General features: G+C 72.9%; 16 protein-coding genes. 14 read left to right on the forward strand and 2 right to left on the reverse strand.

Annotated elements, in window-relative coordinates; all coding sequences use genetic code 11:
• Positions 1 to 63 precede the first annotated feature (63 nt).
• From ftsZ to CCE02nite_RS11125, 12 genes are all read left to right on the forward strand, one after another.
• Complete coding sequence (gene ftsZ / locus CCE02nite_RS11070) at positions 64 to 1401, forward strand: cell division protein FtsZ (RefSeq protein WP_141389693.1); 1338 nt, start codon at positions 64 to 66, stop codon at positions 1399 to 1401.
• A gap of 27 nt (positions 1402 to 1428) precedes the next feature.
• A complete protein-coding gene (pgeF, locus tag CCE02nite_RS11075; protein WP_141389694.1) occupies positions 1429 to 2319 on the forward strand; it encodes a peptidoglycan editing factor PgeF in 891 nt (296 codons plus the stop codon).
• A 62-nt stretch (positions 2320 to 2381) separates the two neighbouring features.
• Positions 2382 to 2867: a cell division protein SepF gene (locus CCE02nite_RS11080; RefSeq protein ID WP_047234000.1), complete on the forward strand. Its 486-nt coding sequence runs from the start codon at positions 2382 to 2384 to the stop codon at positions 2865 to 2867.
• Between the two features lie 154 nt (positions 2868 to 3021).
• Positions 3022 to 3312, forward strand: a complete 291-nt coding sequence (locus tag CCE02nite_RS11085) for a YggT family protein (protein ID WP_255318802.1) — start codon at positions 3022 to 3024, stop codon at positions 3310 to 3312.
• Positions 3313 to 3538: 226 nt separating this feature from the next.
• Positions 3539 to 4207, forward strand: a complete 669-nt coding sequence (locus tag CCE02nite_RS11090; protein WP_141389695.1) for a DivIVA domain-containing protein — start codon at positions 3539 to 3541, stop codon at positions 4205 to 4207.
• Between the two features lie 134 nt (positions 4208 to 4341).
• Positions 4342 to 4803 (forward strand): TraR/DksA family transcriptional regulator, encoded by a 462-nt coding sequence (locus CCE02nite_RS11095; protein ID WP_141389696.1) that lies wholly within the window; start codon positions 4342 to 4344, stop codon positions 4801 to 4803.
• A gap of 69 nt (positions 4804 to 4872) precedes the next feature.
• On the forward strand, positions 4873 to 5556 hold the full coding sequence (locus tag CCE02nite_RS11100; protein WP_141389697.1) for a signal peptidase II: 684 nt from the start codon (positions 4873 to 4875) through the stop codon (positions 5554 to 5556).
• Positions 5553 to 6485 (forward strand): RluA family pseudouridine synthase, encoded by a 933-nt coding sequence (locus tag CCE02nite_RS11105; protein ID WP_141389698.1) that lies wholly within the window; start codon positions 5553 to 5555, stop codon positions 6483 to 6485. Before CCE02nite_RS11100 ends, CCE02nite_RS11105 begins: the two co-directional genes overlap by 4 nt.
• Positions 6482 to 7003, forward strand: a complete 522-nt coding sequence (locus tag CCE02nite_RS11110) for a GNAT family N-acetyltransferase (RefSeq protein ID WP_218027090.1) — start codon at positions 6482 to 6484, stop codon at positions 7001 to 7003. Before CCE02nite_RS11105 ends, CCE02nite_RS11110 begins: the two co-directional genes overlap by 4 nt.
• A 98-nt stretch (positions 7004 to 7101) precedes the next feature.
• On the forward strand, positions 7102 to 10635 hold the full coding sequence (gene dnaE / locus CCE02nite_RS11115; RefSeq protein WP_141389699.1) for a DNA polymerase III subunit alpha: 3534 nt from the start codon (positions 7102 to 7104) through the stop codon (positions 10633 to 10635).
• 5 nt (positions 10636 to 10640) lie between these two features.
• The gene (locus CCE02nite_RS11120; RefSeq protein WP_141389700.1) at positions 10641 to 11156 is read left to right on the forward strand and encodes an NUDIX domain-containing protein; all 516 of its coding nucleotides are present in this window, start codon (positions 10641 to 10643) and stop codon (positions 11154 to 11156) included.
• A gap of 48 nt (positions 11157 to 11204) precedes the next feature.
• Positions 11205 to 11609, forward strand: coding sequence for a pyridoxamine 5'-phosphate oxidase family protein (locus CCE02nite_RS11125; protein WP_141389701.1), 405 nt, complete (start codon positions 11205 to 11207; stop codon positions 11607 to 11609).
• A gap of 8 nt (positions 11610 to 11617) precedes the next feature.
• Here the strand turns inward: CCE02nite_RS11125 and CCE02nite_RS11130 are convergent, their stop codons facing one another.
• On the reverse strand, positions 11618 to 11854 hold the full coding sequence (locus CCE02nite_RS11130; protein ID WP_141389702.1) for an RNA-binding S4 domain-containing protein: 237 nt from the start codon (positions 11852 to 11854) through the stop codon (positions 11618 to 11620).
• Between the two features lie 119 nt (positions 11855 to 11973).
• Here CCE02nite_RS11130 and hisD point away from each other — a divergent pair, with 119 nt between their 5' ends.
• Entirely contained in the window at positions 11974 to 13299 is a 1326-nt protein-coding gene (gene hisD, locus CCE02nite_RS11135) for a histidinol dehydrogenase (RefSeq protein WP_141389703.1), read from the forward strand.
• A gap of 26 nt (positions 13300 to 13325) precedes the next feature.
• Positions 13326 to 13775, forward strand: a complete 450-nt coding sequence (locus CCE02nite_RS11140) for a GNAT family N-acetyltransferase (RefSeq protein WP_218027092.1) — start codon at positions 13326 to 13328, stop codon at positions 13773 to 13775.
• A gap of 16 nt (positions 13776 to 13791) precedes the next feature.
• Here the strand turns inward: CCE02nite_RS11140 and CCE02nite_RS11145 are convergent, their stop codons facing one another.
• Positions 13792 to 16041 carry a RecQ family ATP-dependent DNA helicase gene (locus CCE02nite_RS11145; protein ID WP_141389719.1) on the reverse strand — a complete coding sequence of 750 codons (2250 nt, stop codon included), beginning with the start codon at positions 16039 to 16041 and terminating at the stop codon, positions 13792 to 13794.
• Between the last annotated feature and the right edge of the window lie 124 nt (positions 16042 to 16165).

The following is a 16165-nucleotide window of genomic DNA, read 5'->3' on the forward strand; positions in this document are numbered from 1 at the left end:
ACATAACTATAACCCTCTAGTTGAGGGTGAAGGTTCAGGGCTGACCGATCGAGAGGCATTGACGTGGCAACTCCGCAGAACTACCTAGCAGTGATCAAGGTGGTCGGCATCGGCGGTGGGGGCGTGAACGCCGTCAACCGGATGATCGAGGTCGGCCTCAAGGGCGTCGAGTTCATCGCCATCAACACGGACGCGCAGGCGCTCCTCATGTCGGACGCCGACGTCAAGCTCGACGTCGGCCGCGAGCTGACGCGCGGGCTGGGCGCCGGCGCGGATCCCGAGGTCGGCAAGAAGGCCGCCGAGGACCACGCCGAGGAGATCGAGGACGTGCTGCGCGGCGCGGACATGGTCTTCGTCACCGCGGGCGAGGGCGGTGGCACCGGCACGGGCGGCGCGCCCGTCGTCGCGCGCATCGCGCGCTCGCTCGGCGCGCTCACCGTCGGTGTCGTGACCCGGCCGTTCACCTTCGAGGGTCGTCGCCGCTCCGTCCAGGCGGACCAGGGCATCGAGAACCTCCGCAACGAGGTCGACACCCTCATCGTCATCCCCAACGACCGCCTCCTGTCGATGTCCGACCGCAACGTCAGCGCGCTCCAGGCGTTCCACCAGGCCGACCAGGTGCTGCTCTCCGGTGTCCAGGGCATCACGGACCTCATCACGACGCCCGGCCTCATCAACCTCGACTTCGCCGACGTGAAGTCGGTGATGCAGGGGGCAGGCAGCGCCCTCATGGGCATCGGCAACGCGCGCGGCGACGACCGCGCGGTCCAGGCCGCCGAGATGGCGATCTCGTCGCCGCTGCTGGAGGCAAGCATCGACGGCGCCCACGGCGTGCTCCTGTCGATCCAGGGTGGCTCCGACCTCGGGCTCTTCGAGATCAACGAGGCGGCGCGACTCGTCCACGAGGCCGCCCACACTGAGGCGAACATCATCTTCGGCGCCGTGATCGACGACGCCCTGGGCGACGAGGTGCGCGTCACCGTCATCGCCGCGGGCTTCGACGGCGGAGCGCCGCAGGTCCGCGGCGACGCCCGCGCGCTCGGCCAGGTGGCCGGGGCGCAGCGCCCGGCGACGAGCGCGATCCCGGTCGTCCCGGCGGCGCGCCCGGTGCCGCCGGCGCCGACGACGGGCGCGCACACGCTGCCCCGCCCGGTGGTGCCGATCCAGCCGGAGGCCGACGACGTGCCCGTCACGCTCGACGGCGGCTCGGGCCCGGTCCCCGTCCAGCCGGCGCCCGCCCCGACGTTCACGGTGGTCGGCTCGGGCGACGTGGCGAACCAGAACGCCGACGCGGTGCCCGGCGGCCAGAACGCGGGCGTCGAGGTGCCGCCGCGGATCTTCGACGAGGAGCCCGCGCGCCGCAAGGTCGATGAGCTCGACGTCCCCGACTTCCTCAAGTGACCCGGTGCTGACCCAGGGCCGGACCCGATGAGCACCCGACCCGCGTCCGACGGGAGGGGCGGTGTCCTCGACGCCGCCCCTCCCGTCGTGCTCGAGGTGGATCTCGGTCCCGGCGTGCGTGCCGGGTTCACGACCCGCACGGGTGGTGTCTCACCGGAACCGTGGGACTCGCTCAACCTCGGCCTCAACGTGACCGACGACGTGACGCGCGTCCGGAGCAACCGTGCGCGCGCGTCCGCGTGGCTCGGGGCTCCGGTCGCCTTCTCCTCCCAGGTGCACGGCACGGACGTCGTGCGGCTGGGCTCCCCGCCCCGGGACGGGGACGGTGCGCCCGTCGACTCGGTGGGCGAGGCCGACGCGATCGTCGCGACCGCACCGGGCGTGGGGCTCGGCGTGCTCGTGGCCGACTGCGTGCCGGTGCTCCTGGCGGACGCCGACGCGGGTGTCGTCGGGGTCGCACACGCCGGGCGGCGCGGGCTCGCGCACGGCGTCGTCCCGGCCGTCCTCGAGGCGATGCTCGCGGCGGGCGCCCGGACCGGGAACGTCCGGGCCGCCGTCGGGCCGAGCGCGTGCGGCCGGTGCTACGAGGTTCCCGCCACCATGCGCGACGACGTCGCGCTCGCGCGGCCGGCCACGCGGTCCACGACGTCGTGGGGCACCCCCGCGCTCGACCTGCCGGCGGGCGTGGTCGCCGACCTCGTCGCCGCGGGGGTCGAGGACGTCCTCCGCGTCGACGCGTGCACGATCGAGGACGACCGGTTCTTCTCGCACCGGCGCGCCGCGCGCGGCGGGACGACGACCGGTCGCTTCGCCGGGCTGGTGGCGCTCTCCGCCGCACGACCGCCCTGGTCTCGACCTCCGGGTGAGGTTGAGGACGCCGGGCGTGTCGTCCCCGGTTCGTCCGACGCCCTCGGTTAGCGTGAACGCACCGGTCCGACGGCCGGTGGACCGACGGATCGATCGAGGACGGAGCAAGGCCCATGGCGGGAGCGCTGCGCAAGACCATGCTGTATCTGGGCCTCGCTGATGATCGCGGCGAGGACGAGCAGGACGAGTACGTCGACGAGCTCGACGAGACGGGGGCGGACGTGTCGCACGACTACCAGGCCCAGGTGACGCCGCTGCACCGCGCGCTCGGACCGCGCGAGGTGCCGCAGACGAGCATGTCGGCCGCCGAGCTGCGCAGGATCACGACGGTGCACCCGCGCTCCTACAACGACGCGCGCGTGATCGGGGAGGCGTTCCGCGGTGGCACGCCCGTGATCATGAACCTGTCGGACATGGACGACGCAGACGCGAAGCGCCTGGTGGACTTCTCCGCGGGTCTGATCTTCGGTCTCCACGGCGCCATCGAGCGCGTCACCAACAAGGTGTTCCTGCTCTCGCCCGAGCACGTGGAGATCACCGGCGAGGAGCAGGCCGCCGCGCCGGCTCCCGGGCGCGCCGGGTTCTACAACCAGAGCTGACGACGTGCGGGGCGCGTCGCGCCCGCCGAGCACGCGCCCCGCGCACGGCAGTGAGGGACGGACGTGGAGACACGTCCGTCCCTCTTCTGCTGTGCGCACGGCCGGCGCGTGTCCCGTGCCCGGTCGCGGGACGTACGTCTGGCACAGTTGACCCGTGATCTGGGACCTCATCACAGGGATCGTCGGATTCCTGCTCTGGCTCTACCTGCTGCTGCTCATCGGTCGGCTCGTGTTCGACTGGGTGCAGTTCTTCGCGCGCGACTGGCGGCCACGAGGCGCCGTCCTCGTGATCGCCGAGGTGATCTACTCGGCGACCGACCCACCCCTGCGTGCGCTGCGCCGTCTCATCCCGCCGCTCTCGCTGGGGCAGGTGCGCCTCGACCTGGCGTTCATCATCCTCTTCTTCGCGGTGACGATCGCCGCGCAGATCGTCTCGTCGCTCTGAGACGCACGTCACGCGCCCTGGGCGCCCGCCCCGCCGGCCGGGGTGCGCTACGTCCGGTTCGCCCCGACCGTGACGGGCCGGACGCCGGACCGTCACGTCATCCACACGGGCGCGCGGCGCGCGAACGCGCGGCCGCTCCCGGCCCCCACGGGCAATCTCCGCTACTTTGGACTCTGGTGATCGCGAGGTCGCCCGGACCGACACGCAAACGCTATGAGGTGAACCGATGGCACTGCTCACTGCAGAGGACATCCTGAACAAGAAGTTCGCGGCGACGAAGTTCCGCGAGGGCTACGACGTCGAAGAGGTCGACGACTTCTTGGACGAGGTGGTGAGGACCCTCAACTCCGTGCAGGAGGAGAACGAGGACCTCAAGTCGAAGCTCGCTGCCGCGGAGCGTCGTATCGCCGAGCTCAGCCGGGCCGACGCGTCCAGCGCTGCGGTGCAGCCCGCCGTCGTCGAGACGCCCAAGGCGCCCGAGCCGGAGCCCGTCCCGGTCGCGCCGATCTCGCAGGCCGTCGTCGCGAAGAACGGCGCCGAGCCCGAGTCGGCGACCGGCATGCTCCAGCTCGCCCAGAAGCTGCACGACGACTACGTGCGCTCGGGCCAGGAGGAGGGCGACCGGCTCATCGCGGAGGCGAAGGAGGAGGGCACGCGCATCGTGCGCGAGGCCGAGGAGACCTCGCACCGCACGCTGTCGCAGCTCGAGCAGGAGCGCTCGCTCCTGGAGCGCAAGATCGACGAGCTGCGCATCTTCGAGCGCGACTACCGCACGCGCCTCAAGAGCTACCTCCAGAACCTGCTGGGCGACCTGGACAACCGGGGCAGCGCCCTCCCGCCGCGCAGCAACGTCGGCGGGGCGAGCCGCACGAGCGACCTCGCTCCCGGCATCTAGCACCTGCGTCGAACGTCCGGCAGCGGCCGGTACGCCTCGCACCAGCGTCTTCCCGCCTCGGCGGACCGGCGTGGTGTGTTGTGCGTACCGGCCGCTGCGTCTACTCTCGCGTGACTCGAACTTGGAGGGGCGACATGACCAAGCTCACCACCGCGGCCCGAACGGCCGTGCGCGACCGATTCCCGAACCTCGCGAAGGACGTCAAGTCCTTCCCCGTGCGCGACGGGGAGGAGCCCTGGACCCTGCGGGAGGTCGAGGAGCTCGCCTCCGAGCTCCTGTCCGAGAAGGAACGCCTGGAGGGGGAGCTCGCGTCCGCGGACGAGGAGCTCTCGAACCTCCTGCGACACTCCGGCGACGGGGCGGGCGACGACCAGGCCGACTCCGGCTCGAGCGCCCTGGAGCGGGAGCAGGAGCTGACCCTGGTCAACAACGTGCGCGACCTCCTCGCGCAGACGTCGCACGCCCTGGACCGCATCGCGGCGGGCACGTACGCGACCTGCGAGGAGACGGGGCTGCCGATCGGCAAGGCGCGCCTCCAGGCGTTCCCGCGGGCCAACCTCTCCGTCGAGGCGAAGCAGCGCGCCGAGCGCCGCTGAGGTCCGTCCTCCTGTCGGTCGGGCAGGGGACGCACCGAGGCCGGGGCCGACGTGGCAGACTTGCCGCCGATGTCCACCTCCGCGCGCCCCGAGCCCACCGAACCCGCTGACGCCGTCGCCGGCACCGATCCCGGCGCCGCGTCCGGCACCGACACCAGCACAGCGCGCCCCGGTCCGCGGCGCGTGCTGGTGGTCTGGACCGTCGTCCTCGCCGCCCTCGTCCTGGTGCTCGACCAGCTCACCAAGTGGTGGGCCGAGTCCAGCCTGACGCTCGGCGGCGACACGATCCCGATCCTGGGCTCCCTCCTGGGGCTCCGGCTGATCTACAACCCCGGTGCGGCGCTCTCCATCGCGACGGGGATGACCTGGGTCCTGACGATCGTCGTCGTCGCCGTGGTCGTGGTCATCGTGCGCATGGTCAGCCGGATCGGCTCGCGCGCCTGGGCTGTCGCGCTCGGGCTGCTGCTCGGCGGGGCGCTGGGGAACCTCGTGGACCGGTTCTTCCGCGAGCCCGGCTTCGCGCGCGGCCACGTGGTCGACTTCATCGCCTACGCGAACTGGTTCGTCGGCAACGTCGCGGACATCGCGATCGTCGCCGCCGCGGTGATGATCGCCGTGCTCTCGATCCTCGGCATCGGGATCGACGGGACGCGCCACGGGGGCGACGAGACGCCCGAGGCGGACACGGCCACCCGGTCGGCGACCGAGCCCGGCCCGACGACGGTGCGCGCCGACGGCGAGGAGGAGCGGTGAGCCTGCGCTCCCTCCCGGTCCCGGACGGCCTCGCGGGCGAGCGCGTCGACGCCGGACTGTCACGCCTCCTCGGCCTCTCCCGGACGCGCGCGGCGGAGCTCGCGGCGGACGGCGCCGTCCGGCTCGACGGCCGGGAGGTCGGCAAGTCCGACCGGCTCGTCCCGGGGGCGTGGCTCGAGGTCGACGTGCCCGACGCCGCCCCGGCAGGGGTCGAGGTCGTCGCCGAGCCCGTGCCGGGCATGGGCATCGTCTACGACGACGACGACGTCGTGGTCGTCGACAAGCCCGTCGGGGTCGCGGCGCACCCCTCGCCGGGGTGGACCGGCCCGACCGTCGTCGGAGCGCTCGCCGCGGCGGGCTACCGGATCTCCACGTCCGGCGCCGCCGAGCGCCAGGGCATCGTGCACCGCCTCGACGTCGGCACGTCGGGCCTCATGGTCGTCGCGAAGAGCGAGGTCGCGTACACGGCGCTCAAGCGTGCCTTCAAGGAGCGCACGGTCGAGAAGGTCTACCACGCGCTCGTGCAGGGACACCCCGAGCCGACGACCGGGACGATCGACGCGCCCATCGGACGCCACCCCAGCGCCGACTGGAAGTTCGCGGTCACCGCGGAGGGCAAGCCCTCGGTCACGCACTACGAGGTCCTCGAGATGCTGCCCGCGGCCTCGCTCGTCGAGGTGCACCTCGAGACGGGGCGCACGCACCAGATCCGCGTCCACTTCTCCGCGCTGCGCCATCCGTGCGTGGGCGACCTCACCTACGGCGCCGACCCGGTGCTCGCCTCGCGCGTGGCCCTGACGCGGCAGTGGCTCCACGCCGTGCGCCTCGGGTTCGAGCACCCGTCGACCGGGCAGTGGCTCGAGGTCACGAGCGAGTACCCGGAGGATCTCGCGCACGCGCTCGAGGTCCTGCGCGGGGCGTACGCGTGAGCGACGGCGTCCCCGGTGCGGGCACGGGCCGGCTCGTCGTCGAGCGCGTGGTCGACGACGCCGGGCTGGCCGCCGCGCACGCGCTGCGGCTCGCCGTGTTCGTCGACGAGCAGGGCGTCCCGGTCGAGGAGGAGATCGACGACCTCGACACCGCGGCGACGACGACGCACGTCCTCGTGCGCGACCGCGAGCGAGACGGTGCGGTCGTCGGCACGGGCCGCCTGCTCACCGACCCGGCGCACCCGGGCGAGGTCCACGTCGGACGGGTCGCGGTGTCCGCGTCCGCGCGCGGCACGGGCGCGGGTGCCGCGGTGATGCGCGCCCTGGAGGAGGTCGCGCTCGCCGAGCACGCGGCGTCGGGCACGGACGGACGCCGCGCCGTGCGCGTCCTGCTGTCCGCCCAGGTCCAGGCGATCGGGTTCTACGAGCGCCTCGGCTACGTCGTCTCCGGCCCCGTCTACCTCGACGCGGGGATCGACCACCGCGACGCCGCGAAGACCCTCACGACCGACGTCTGACCGTTCGCGGCGGGGCACCGCGGGCCGTCCGCGTGACGTGCCGCACGACCCGCCGCGACCTCGCCGGAGTGTCGGTGGGGCACGCCTAAGATCGGTGCATGCCCACCGCGACTGAGGACTTCGTCCACCTCCACGTCCACACCGAGTACTCGATGTTGGACGGCGCGGCGCGGATCGGGGACCTGTTCGACGAGGTCGAGCGCCTCGGCCAGAAGGCGATCGCGACGACGGACCACGGGTACGTGTTCGGGGCGTTCGAGTTCTGGTCGCGGGCGCAGGCGAAGGGCATCAAGCCGATCATCGGCGTCGAGGCGTACATCACGCCCGGGACGAGCCGGTTCGACCAGACGCGCGTGCGGTTCGGGCAGCAGGGGCAGGAGTCCGACGACGTCTCGGCGCGCGGCGCGTACACGCACATGACGCTCCTCGCCAAGGACAACGAAGGGCTGCACAACCTGTTCCGGGCGTCGTCGCTCGCGTCGCTGGACGGGCAGATGGGCAAGTGGCCCCGCATGGACCGCGACCTGCTCCAGACCTACGGCAAGGGGCTGATCGCGACGAGCGGCTGTCCGTCGGGGGAGATCCAGACGCGCCTGCGGCTCGGTCAGTGGGACGAGGCCGTCCGGACGGCGGGCGAGCTCCAGGACGTCTTCGGGCGCGAGAACTTCTACGTCGAGCTCATGGACCACGGTCTCGACATCGAGACCCGGGTCACGCAGGACCTGCTGCGGCTCGCGGAGACGATCGGCGCGCGGCTCGTCGCGACGAACGACCTGCACTACGTGCGCGAGGACGACGCGTCGAGCCAGGAGGCGCTGCTCGCCATCAACTCGGGCTCGACGCTCGACGACCCGGACCGGTTCAAGTTCGACGGGACCGGCTACTACGTGAAGTCGGCGGCGGAGATGCGTCGCGTGTTCGCGGAGCTGCCCGAGGCGTGCGACAACACGCTGCTCATCGCCGAGCAGTGCGAGGTGTCGTTCGACACGAAGGCGAACTACATGCCGCGGTTCCCCGTCCCCGACGGCGAGGACGAGACGAGCTGGTTCGTCAAGGAGATCGAGCGGGGGCTGCACCGCAGGTACCCGAACGGGATCCCGGACGCGTCGCGCAAGCAGGCGCAGTACGAGACCGAGGTCATCATCCAGATGGGCTTCCCGGGGTACTTCCTCGTGGTCGCCGACTTCATCAACTGGGCCAAGGAGCAGGGCATCCGCGTCGGGCCGGGCCGTGGTTCGGCCGCCGGGTCGATGGCGTCCTACCTCATGGGGATCACCGAGCTCGACCCTCTCGAGCACGGCCTGATCTTCGAGCGGTTCCTCAACCCCGAGCGCGTGTCGATGCCCGACGTCGACGTCGACTTCGACGAGCGTCGGCGCGGGGAGGTCATCCGGTACGTCACGGAGAAGTACGGGGACGACCGCGTCGCCCAGATCGTCACCTACGGCACGATCAAGGCCAAGCAGGCACTCAAGGACTCGGCGCGACTGCTGGGCTTCCCCTTCGCCATGGGGGAGAAGCTCACCAAGGCGATGCCGCCTGCCGTCATGGGCAAGGACATCCCGCTGTCGGGGATCTTCGACCCGAAGCACGAGCGCTACCCCGAGGCCGCGGAGTTCCGCCAGCTCCACGACACCGACCCCGAGGCGCAGCGCGTCGTCGAGCTCGCACGCGGCATCGAGGGCCTGAAGCGGCAGTGGGGCGTGCACGCCGCCGGCGTCATCATGTCGAGCGACCCGCTCATCGACATTATCCCGATCATGCGCCGCCCGCAGGACGGCGCGGTCATCACGCAGTTCGACTACCCGACGTCCGAGGGCCTCGGGCTCATCAAGATGGACTTCCTCGGGCTGCGCAACCTGACGATCCTCGACGACGCGCTCGAGAACATCGAGATGAACGGCAAGGACCCGATCGAGATCGAGTCGTTGACGCTCGACGACAAGGCGTCCTACGACCTCCTGGCACGCGGCGACACGCTGGGTGTGTTCCAGCTCGACGGCGGGCCGATGCGCGCGCTGCTGCGTCAGATGAAGCCGGACAAGTTCGACGACCTCTCGGCGGTCATCGCGCTGTACCGCCCGGGCCCCATGGGCATGAACTCGCACACGAACTACGCGCTGCGCAAGAACGGCCTCCAGAAGATCGAGCCGATCCACCCCGAGCTCGAGCAGCCGCTCGCGGAGATCCTGGACGAGACCTACGGGCTCATCGTCTACCAGGAGCAGGTGCAGCGCGCCGCGCAGATCCTCGCCGGGTACTCGCTCGGGCAGGCCGACCTGCTGCGGCGTGCGATGGGCAAGAAGAAGAAGGAGATCCTCGACAAGGAGTTCATCCCGTTCCAGGAGGGCTGCCGCGAGCGCGGGTACTCCGACGGGGCGATCCAGGCGGTGTGGGACACGCTGGTCCCGTTCGCGGGCTACGCGTTCAACAAGGCGCACTCGGCGGGGTACGGCCTCGTCGCGTACTGGACGGCGTTCCTCAAGGCGAACTACCCGACCGAGTACATGGCGGCGCTCCTCCAGAGCGTGCGGGACGACAAGGACAAGCTCGCCCTGTACCTCAACGAGTGCCGGCGCATGCACATCACGGTCCTTCCGCCCGACGTGAACGACTCGGCGGCGAAGTTCACGGCCGTCGGGAACGACATCCGCTTCGGCCTCACGGGCGTGCGGAACGTCGGCGCGAACGTGGTCGACGCGATCATCCGCACCCGCGAGGAGAAGGGCGGGTTCACGTCGTTCACTGACTTCCTCGACAAGGTCCCGGCGGTCGTCTGCAACAAGCGCACCATCGAGTCGCTCATCAAGGCGGGCGCGTTCGACTCGCTCGGGCACCCCCGGCGCGCGCTCCTCGTCGTGCACGAGCAGGCGGTCGACTCGGTCATCAGCGTCAAGCGAGAGGAGGCCAAGGGCCAGTTCGACCTCTTCGCGGACCTGGGCGGCGACGACCCCGCGATGTCCTTCAGCGTGGACGTACCGGACCTCCCGGACTGGGACAAGAAGCAGCGGCTCGCGTTCGAGCGCGAGATGCTCGGCCTCTACGTCTCGGACCACCCGCTCTCGGGGCTCGAGCACGTGCTCACGCGGGCGGCCGACACGGGCATCGCGAACCTGCTCGCCGACGAGGGCCGCCCGGACGGGTCGACGGTCGTGATCGCGGGTCTGGTGACGTCGCTCCAGCGCAAGATGAGCAAGAACGGCAACCCGTGGGCGGCGGTGACCATCGAGGACCTCGAGGGCGCCGTGGAGGTCATGTTCTTCGGCGAGACGTACCTCGCCTACTCCACGATCCTCGCGGAGGACCAGGTGGTCGTGCTGCGCGGGCGCGTGCGCCGTCGCGACGACACGATGCAGCTCCAGGCCATGGAGGTGTCGCTGCCCGACATCACCGTGGGCGCGGAGTCGCCGCTCGCAGTGAAGGTGTCGCACACGCGGTGCGTGGAGCCGATCATCCTCCGCCTCCGGGAGGTGCTCGCGACGCACCCCGGGTCGGCGGAGGTCCACGTCCAGGTGCTCGAGCCCGGCAAGACGACGGTGGTCCGCGCGGGCGACCGGCTGCGCGTCGAGAAGTCTCCGGCACTGTTCGGCGACCTCAAGGCCCTGCTCGGGCCGTCGTGCCTGGTCGGCTGACCCGGATGACGGAGCATGCCGTCGGCGGCGCCGCCCGGACGTTGTGGGACGACGGCTCGGCGTCGCACCGGTTCCGGGTCGTCCCCGCGGCGTACGTCCTGCTGCGCCGGGGCGACGAGGTGCTGCTCCAGCTCCGGCAGGGCACCGGCTACCGGGACGGGTACTGGGCCGCCGCGGCGGCCGGGCACGTCGAGCCGGGAGAGTCGGTCGTGGCGGCCGCGGCGCGCGAGGCGCGCGAGGAGATCGGCGTCGAGATCGCGCCCGCGGACCTGCGGCCCCTCACCGTGCTGCACCGCGGTGTGCCCGGAGGGCCGGCGCTCGAGCAGCGCGCCGACTTCTTCTTCACGGCCGAGACCTGGGACGGCGACGCGATGCTCCAGGAGCGGGACAAGGCGGCCGACCTGCGGTGGTTCACGCTCGACGCGCTTGCGGACCCTGTCGTCCCGCACGAGCTCCACGTGCTACGGGCGCTGAGTGCGGGCGTGGTGCCGCCGATCATGACCTTCGGGTTCGATGCCTGACTCCGGGCGCCCGCCGCGCCCGGTGACGGAACCCGTAGGCTCGACGCCGTGATCCGCCTCAACCCCGAACAGCTCGTCTTCGTCACCGAGCGCCACCTGGCGACGCTCACCACGCTGCGCGCCGACGGTACGCCGCACGTCGTCCCCGTCGCCTTCACGTGGGACGCCGACGCGGGCGTGCTGCGCATCACGACCAACCGTGCCTCGGTCAAGGCCCGCAACGCGCGCCTCCCGGGAGCGGACGGCGGCCCACCGAGAGCCGCGGTGTGCCAGGTCGAGGGCGGTCGGTGGATCACTCTCGAGGGCACGATCGAGGTCGTCGAGGACGCGGACGAGGTCGCGGACGCCGTCGTGCGGTACGGCCGTCGCTACCGGGCGCTCTCGCCGAACCCCGAGCGCGTCGTGCTCCGGCTCACGCCCGACAAGGTCATGGCCTCGACCTACATGGCCTGACGGTCCGCTCAGGAGACCGTGGCGCTCTCGGTCCCCTGAGGGTGGTCGACCGAGACCACGTCGCCGCGGTGCAGCTGGCGGCCGCGGCGTGTGTCGACCTCGCCGTTGACGCGGACCTCGCCCTCCGTGACGAGCTCGCGGGCCTCGGCGCCCGACTCGGCGAGGCCGGCGAGCTTGAGGAACTGCCCGAGGCGGATGACGTCGTCGGAGATCTCGACCGGGCGGGCGTCGTGGGGGGCGTTCATGCCACCCATTCTCCCCGTCCGCGCGGGGTGGGCGCGACGCGGCGTCCCGCGGCCCGCGCGGTGCGACCGGTGGGCGAAACGCCTCGTCGCGGGGTGGCGCGGGCTCCTAGACTCGACCCATGATCACCCGCATCGATCTTCGAGGACGCTCCCTGTCCGCCCGCGAGCTCGTCGAGACCCTGCCGCGTGCAGAGCTCGGCGTCGAGGACGCGGCGCATCGGGTCGCCCCGATCGTCGAGGCGGTTCGCGAGCGCGGCGCGGACGCGCTGCGCGAGTACGCCGAGCGGTTCGACGGCGTGCGGCCCGAGCACCTGCGCGTCCCCGGCGACGCGCTCGTCGGCGCCCTCGCGCGCCTCGACCCGGACGTCCGGGCGGGACTGGAGGAGGCGATCCGTCGCGTGCGGCTCGTGCACGCCGCGCAGCGCCCGCAGGACTTCACGGTCGAGATCGGGCCCGGTGCGCAGGTCCGCCAGCGCTGGGTGCCGGTGCGTCGAGTGGGGCTCTACGCGCCCGGCGGGCTCGCGGTCTACCCGTCGTCGGTGGTGATGAACGTCGTCGCGGCCCAGGAGGCCGGCGTCCGCAGCCTCGCGGTCGCGTCGCCGCCCCAGAAGGAGAACGGCGGCCTGCCGCACCCGACGATCCTCGCGGCGTGCGCGCTGCTCGGGGTCGACGAGGTCTACGCGGTGGGCGGCGCTCAGGCCGTGGCGATGTTCGCGTACGGCGCGGCAGGCAGCGAGCCGCAGGACGGGGACGTGCTGTGCGAGCCGGTCGACGTCGTGACCGGACCGGGGAACGTCTACGTGGCCGCGGCGAAGCGGCTCGTCCGCGGCGTCGTCGGGATCGACGCCGAGGCCGGTCCCACGGAGATCGCGATCCTCGCGGACGGCAGCGCCGACCCGGGCCACGTGGCGGCCGACCTCATCAGCCAGGCAGAGCACGACCCGCTCGCGGCGGCCGTCCTCGTCACGCCGTCCGTCGAGCTCGCCGCCGCGGTCGAGGCCCGCCTCGCGGACCTCGTGACGGCCACGAAGCACGCCGCGCGCGTCGCGCAGTCCCTCGCCGGTCCGCAGTCCGCGATCGTGCTCGTCGACGACCTCGAGCGCGGTCTCCAGGTGGTCGACGCCTACGGCGCGGAGCACCTCGAGATCCAGGCCGACGGCGCGGCGGCGCTGGCCGAGCGGGTCACGAGCGCGGGCGCGATCTTCGTCGGCCCCTGGTCGCCCGTCTCGCTCGGCGACTACATGGCCGGGTCCAACCACGTGCTCCCGACCGGCGGCTGCGCGCACTTCTCGAGCGGCCTCGGGGTGCACAGCTACGTCAAGGCCGTCCAGGTGATCGAGTACGACCGCGAAGCCCTGGGGGAGCTCGCGGACCGGATCGTCGCCGTCGCGAACGACGAGGACCTCCCCGCGCACGGCGAGGCGGTGCGGGCGCGGTTCCTGTGACGGTCGAGCGTGAAGTCCGTGCGCCGGTGCGGCGCGCGGTCCCACGCGACGCCGACGACCTCGTCGCCCTGCGCGTCCACCTCATGCGCGCGATGGGCGAGGCGGACGCCGAGGACGGATCCTGGCAGCGCCGTGCCACGGCGTGGTTCGCCCGGATGCTCGGCTCGGACGACGTCGTGGCCTTCGTCGTCGACGGGCCGAGCCAGGTCGCGGCGTGCGCGCTCGTCGAGCTGCACCGGTCGGTGCCGTCCGCGCGGAACCCGCACGGCACGACGGCGCACCTGTCGAACGTCTGCACGATCCCCGGAGCGCGAGGGCAGGGCTACGCGCGCGCGTGCGTCGTCGCGGCGCTCGACTGGGCGCGGGAGAGCGGGGCGGACTCGGTCTCCCTGCACGCCACGGCGGACGGCGAGTCGCTGTACCGCGCGCTGGGCTTCGTCGACACGACCTACACGGAGCTGCGCCTGCGGTGGTGACTCGGCTCCCGCCGTCTCATCGCACGCCGAGGACGAACGGGTGCACCGCCGCCGCGCCAGCCTGCCGCAGCAGGCGCGCCGCGACCGTGAGCGTCCAGCCCGACTCGGTGTAGTCGTCGACGAGGAGCACGCGCCGCCCGGCCAGACCGGCCCGGGCGGCGTCCGACAGCTCGAGCTGCAGGCGGCCGGCGACGCCCGCGAGGCGCGTCGCGGAGTTCACGTCGTGCCGCCCCGGCTCCTCGCGCCCGGGGACGGGACCGACGGCGCCGATGAGCGGCTTGCCGAGGTAGCTCGCGAGCCCGTTCGCGAGGTGGAAGGTGAGCCGCGGGCGGGTCGCGGAACGCACCGCGACGACGCCGTCGACGAGGAGTCGACGCTCCGGCGCGCTCGCCGCGCCGTCCTCGCCGGTGCCCGCCCCGGGCTCGGCCTGCGCGGCGGCCGCGTACAGCTCCGGCCACTCGTCGAGCACCCGCGCTGCCGCGCGCCGCAGCGCGACGGGCGTGTCGCCGTCGGGCGTCGCGGGGCCGAAGAGCTCGCGCAGCGGGGCGGACCAGCCGAGCCCGTCGAGCCGGGCGACGGCGCGCCCCGTCTCCGCGAGCTCGTCGGCGCCGAGGCGCCCACGCAGGTCGAGCCCCAGGCGGTCCATGCCGCTCGGCCACTGGCGGCGCGCCACGACCTCGACCCCGGGGCGGTCCATGTCGGCACGCGCGGCGGCGACGGCCTCGGCGTCGGGCAGCGCGGGCAGCGTCACGCCGCCGCACGTGTCGCAGCGCCCGCACCGCCACCCGTCCTCGAGCTCCGGGTCGTCGAGCGCGGCACGCAGGAAGGCCATGCGGCACCCGTCCGTCGCCTCGTAGTCGAGCATCGCCTGCTGCTCGGCCGTGCGGGTCGCGTCGACGCGCTCGTAGCGCTCCGCGTCGTACGTCCACGGCTCGCCCGTGGCCTCCCAGCCGCCCTTGACGCGCCGGACGGCGCCGTCGACGTCGAGCACCTTGAGCATGCCCTCGAGACGCGAGCGCTTGAGGTCGACCTGCGTCTCGAGCTGCGCGACGGACTGCGTGCCGCCCGCGCCCAGCGCGTCGAGCGTCGTGCGGACCTGGGCCTGCGGTGGGAACGCGGTCGAGGCGAACCATTCCCAGATGCGCCGGTCCTCCTCGCCGGGCAGCAGCACGACGACGGCGGAGTCCACGCCGCGGCCCGCGCGCCCGACCTGCTGGTAGTAGGCGATGGGCGAGCTCGGGGCGCCGAGGTGCACGACGAACGCGAGGTCGGGCTTGTCGAAGCCCATCCCGAGCGCCGAGGTCGCCACCAGCGCCTTGACCCGGTTCTCCTTGAGGTCCTCCTCCAGGCGCTCGCGCTCGGCCGGGTCGGTCTGACCCGTGTACGAGGCGACGGCGAGACCCGCGGCGCGGAGCTGGCTCGCGACCTGCTCGGCCGCGGAGACGGTCAGGCAGTAGACGATGCCCGAGCCGTCGACGTCCTGGAGCGCCTCGACGAGCCACGCGACGCGCGTCGGCTGGTCCGGCAGGCGCAGGACGGCGAGGTGGAGCGACTCGCGGTCGAGCCCGCCGCGCAGCACGAGCACGTCCTCGTGGCCGGCCTCGGCCGCCGCGCCCCCGGCGGAGTGCGCCGCGGTCACGCCGAGCTGCTCCGCGACGTCCGCGGTCACGCGCGCGTTCGCCGTCGCGGTCGTCGCGAGCACGGGGATGCCGGGCGGCAGGTCGGCGAGGAGCGTGCGGATGCGCCGGTAGTCGGGGCGGAAGTCGTGGCCCCAGTCGGAGATGCAGTGCGCCTCGTCGATGACGACGAGTCCGGCGTCCGCCGCGAGCCGGGGGAGCACCTCGTCGCGGAAGCCGGGGTTGTTGAGGCGTTCGGGCGAGCAGAGCAGCACGTCGACCTCGCCGGCCGCGATCGCCCGGTGGACGTCGTCCCACTCCGTGACGTTGGCCGAGTTGATGGTCACGGCCTTGATGCCCGCCCGGGCCGCGGCCGAGATCTGGTCGCGCATGAGCGCGAGGAGCGGGGAGACGATGACGGTCGGCCCGGCGCCGCGGTCGCGCAGCAGGCGCGTGGCCACGAAGTACACCGCGGACTTGCCCCAGCCGGTGCGCTGCACGACGAGCGCACGCCGCCGGAACGCCACGAGGGCCTCGATCGCGCGCCACTGGTCCTCGCGCAGCGCCGCGTCGTCGCGTCCGACGAGCGCGCGCAGCGCGGTCTCGGCGTCCTCGCGCAAGGACTGCCCGTCGAGCAGGCCGCGCAGCATCGCGAGCTTGGCCCGCCTGGCGGCCTCCCCGCCGTCGGGCGCCGTGGCGGGAGCGCCTGCGCCGACCGGGGCTCCCGCGGACGGCGCGGCGACCGCGGGCTCGTCCGCCTCCGGCGCGGCCCCC

The organism is Cellulosimicrobium cellulans (genome assembly GCF_006539945.1).
Taxonomy (GTDB): domain Bacteria; phylum Actinomycetota; class Actinomycetes; order Actinomycetales; family Cellulomonadaceae; genus Cellulosimicrobium; species Cellulosimicrobium cellulans.

What these genes read in the sequence shown, in the direction of transcription:
- CCE02nite_RS11080 (WP_047234000.1), top strand. Translation starts at nt 2,382, where the DNA reads ATGGCGGGAGCGCTGCGCAAGACCATGCTGTATCTGGGCCTCGCTGAT.
- pgeF (WP_141389694.1), top strand. Translation starts at nt 1,429, where the DNA reads ATGAGCACCCGACCCGCGTCCGACGGGAGGGGCGGTGTCCTCGACGCC.
- CCE02nite_RS11100 (WP_141389697.1), top strand. Translation starts at nt 4,873, where the DNA reads ATGTCCACCTCCGCGCGCCCCGAGCCCACCGAACCCGCTGACGCCGTC.
- CCE02nite_RS11095 (WP_141389696.1), top strand. Translation starts at nt 4,342, where the DNA reads ATGACCAAGCTCACCACCGCGGCCCGAACGGCCGTGCGCGACCGATTC.
- CCE02nite_RS11090 (WP_141389695.1), top strand. Translation starts at nt 3,539, where the DNA reads ATGGCACTGCTCACTGCAGAGGACATCCTGAACAAGAAGTTCGCGGCG.
- CCE02nite_RS11145 (WP_141389719.1), bottom strand. Translation starts at nt 16,041, where the DNA reads ATGCTGCGCGGCCTGCTCGACGGGCAGTCCTTGCGCGAGGACGCCGAG.
- CCE02nite_RS11130 (WP_141389702.1), bottom strand. Translation starts at nt 11,854, where the DNA reads ATGAACGCCCCCCACGACGCCCGCCCGGTCGAGATCTCCGACGACGTC.
- dnaE (WP_141389699.1), top strand. Translation starts at nt 7,102, where the DNA reads ATGCCCACCGCGACTGAGGACTTCGTCCACCTCCACGTCCACACCGAG.
- hisD (WP_141389703.1), top strand. Translation starts at nt 11,974, where the DNA reads ATGATCACCCGCATCGATCTTCGAGGACGCTCCCTGTCCGCCCGCGAG.
- CCE02nite_RS11120 (WP_141389700.1), top strand. Translation starts at nt 10,641, where the DNA reads ATGACGGAGCATGCCGTCGGCGGCGCCGCCCGGACGTTGTGGGACGAC.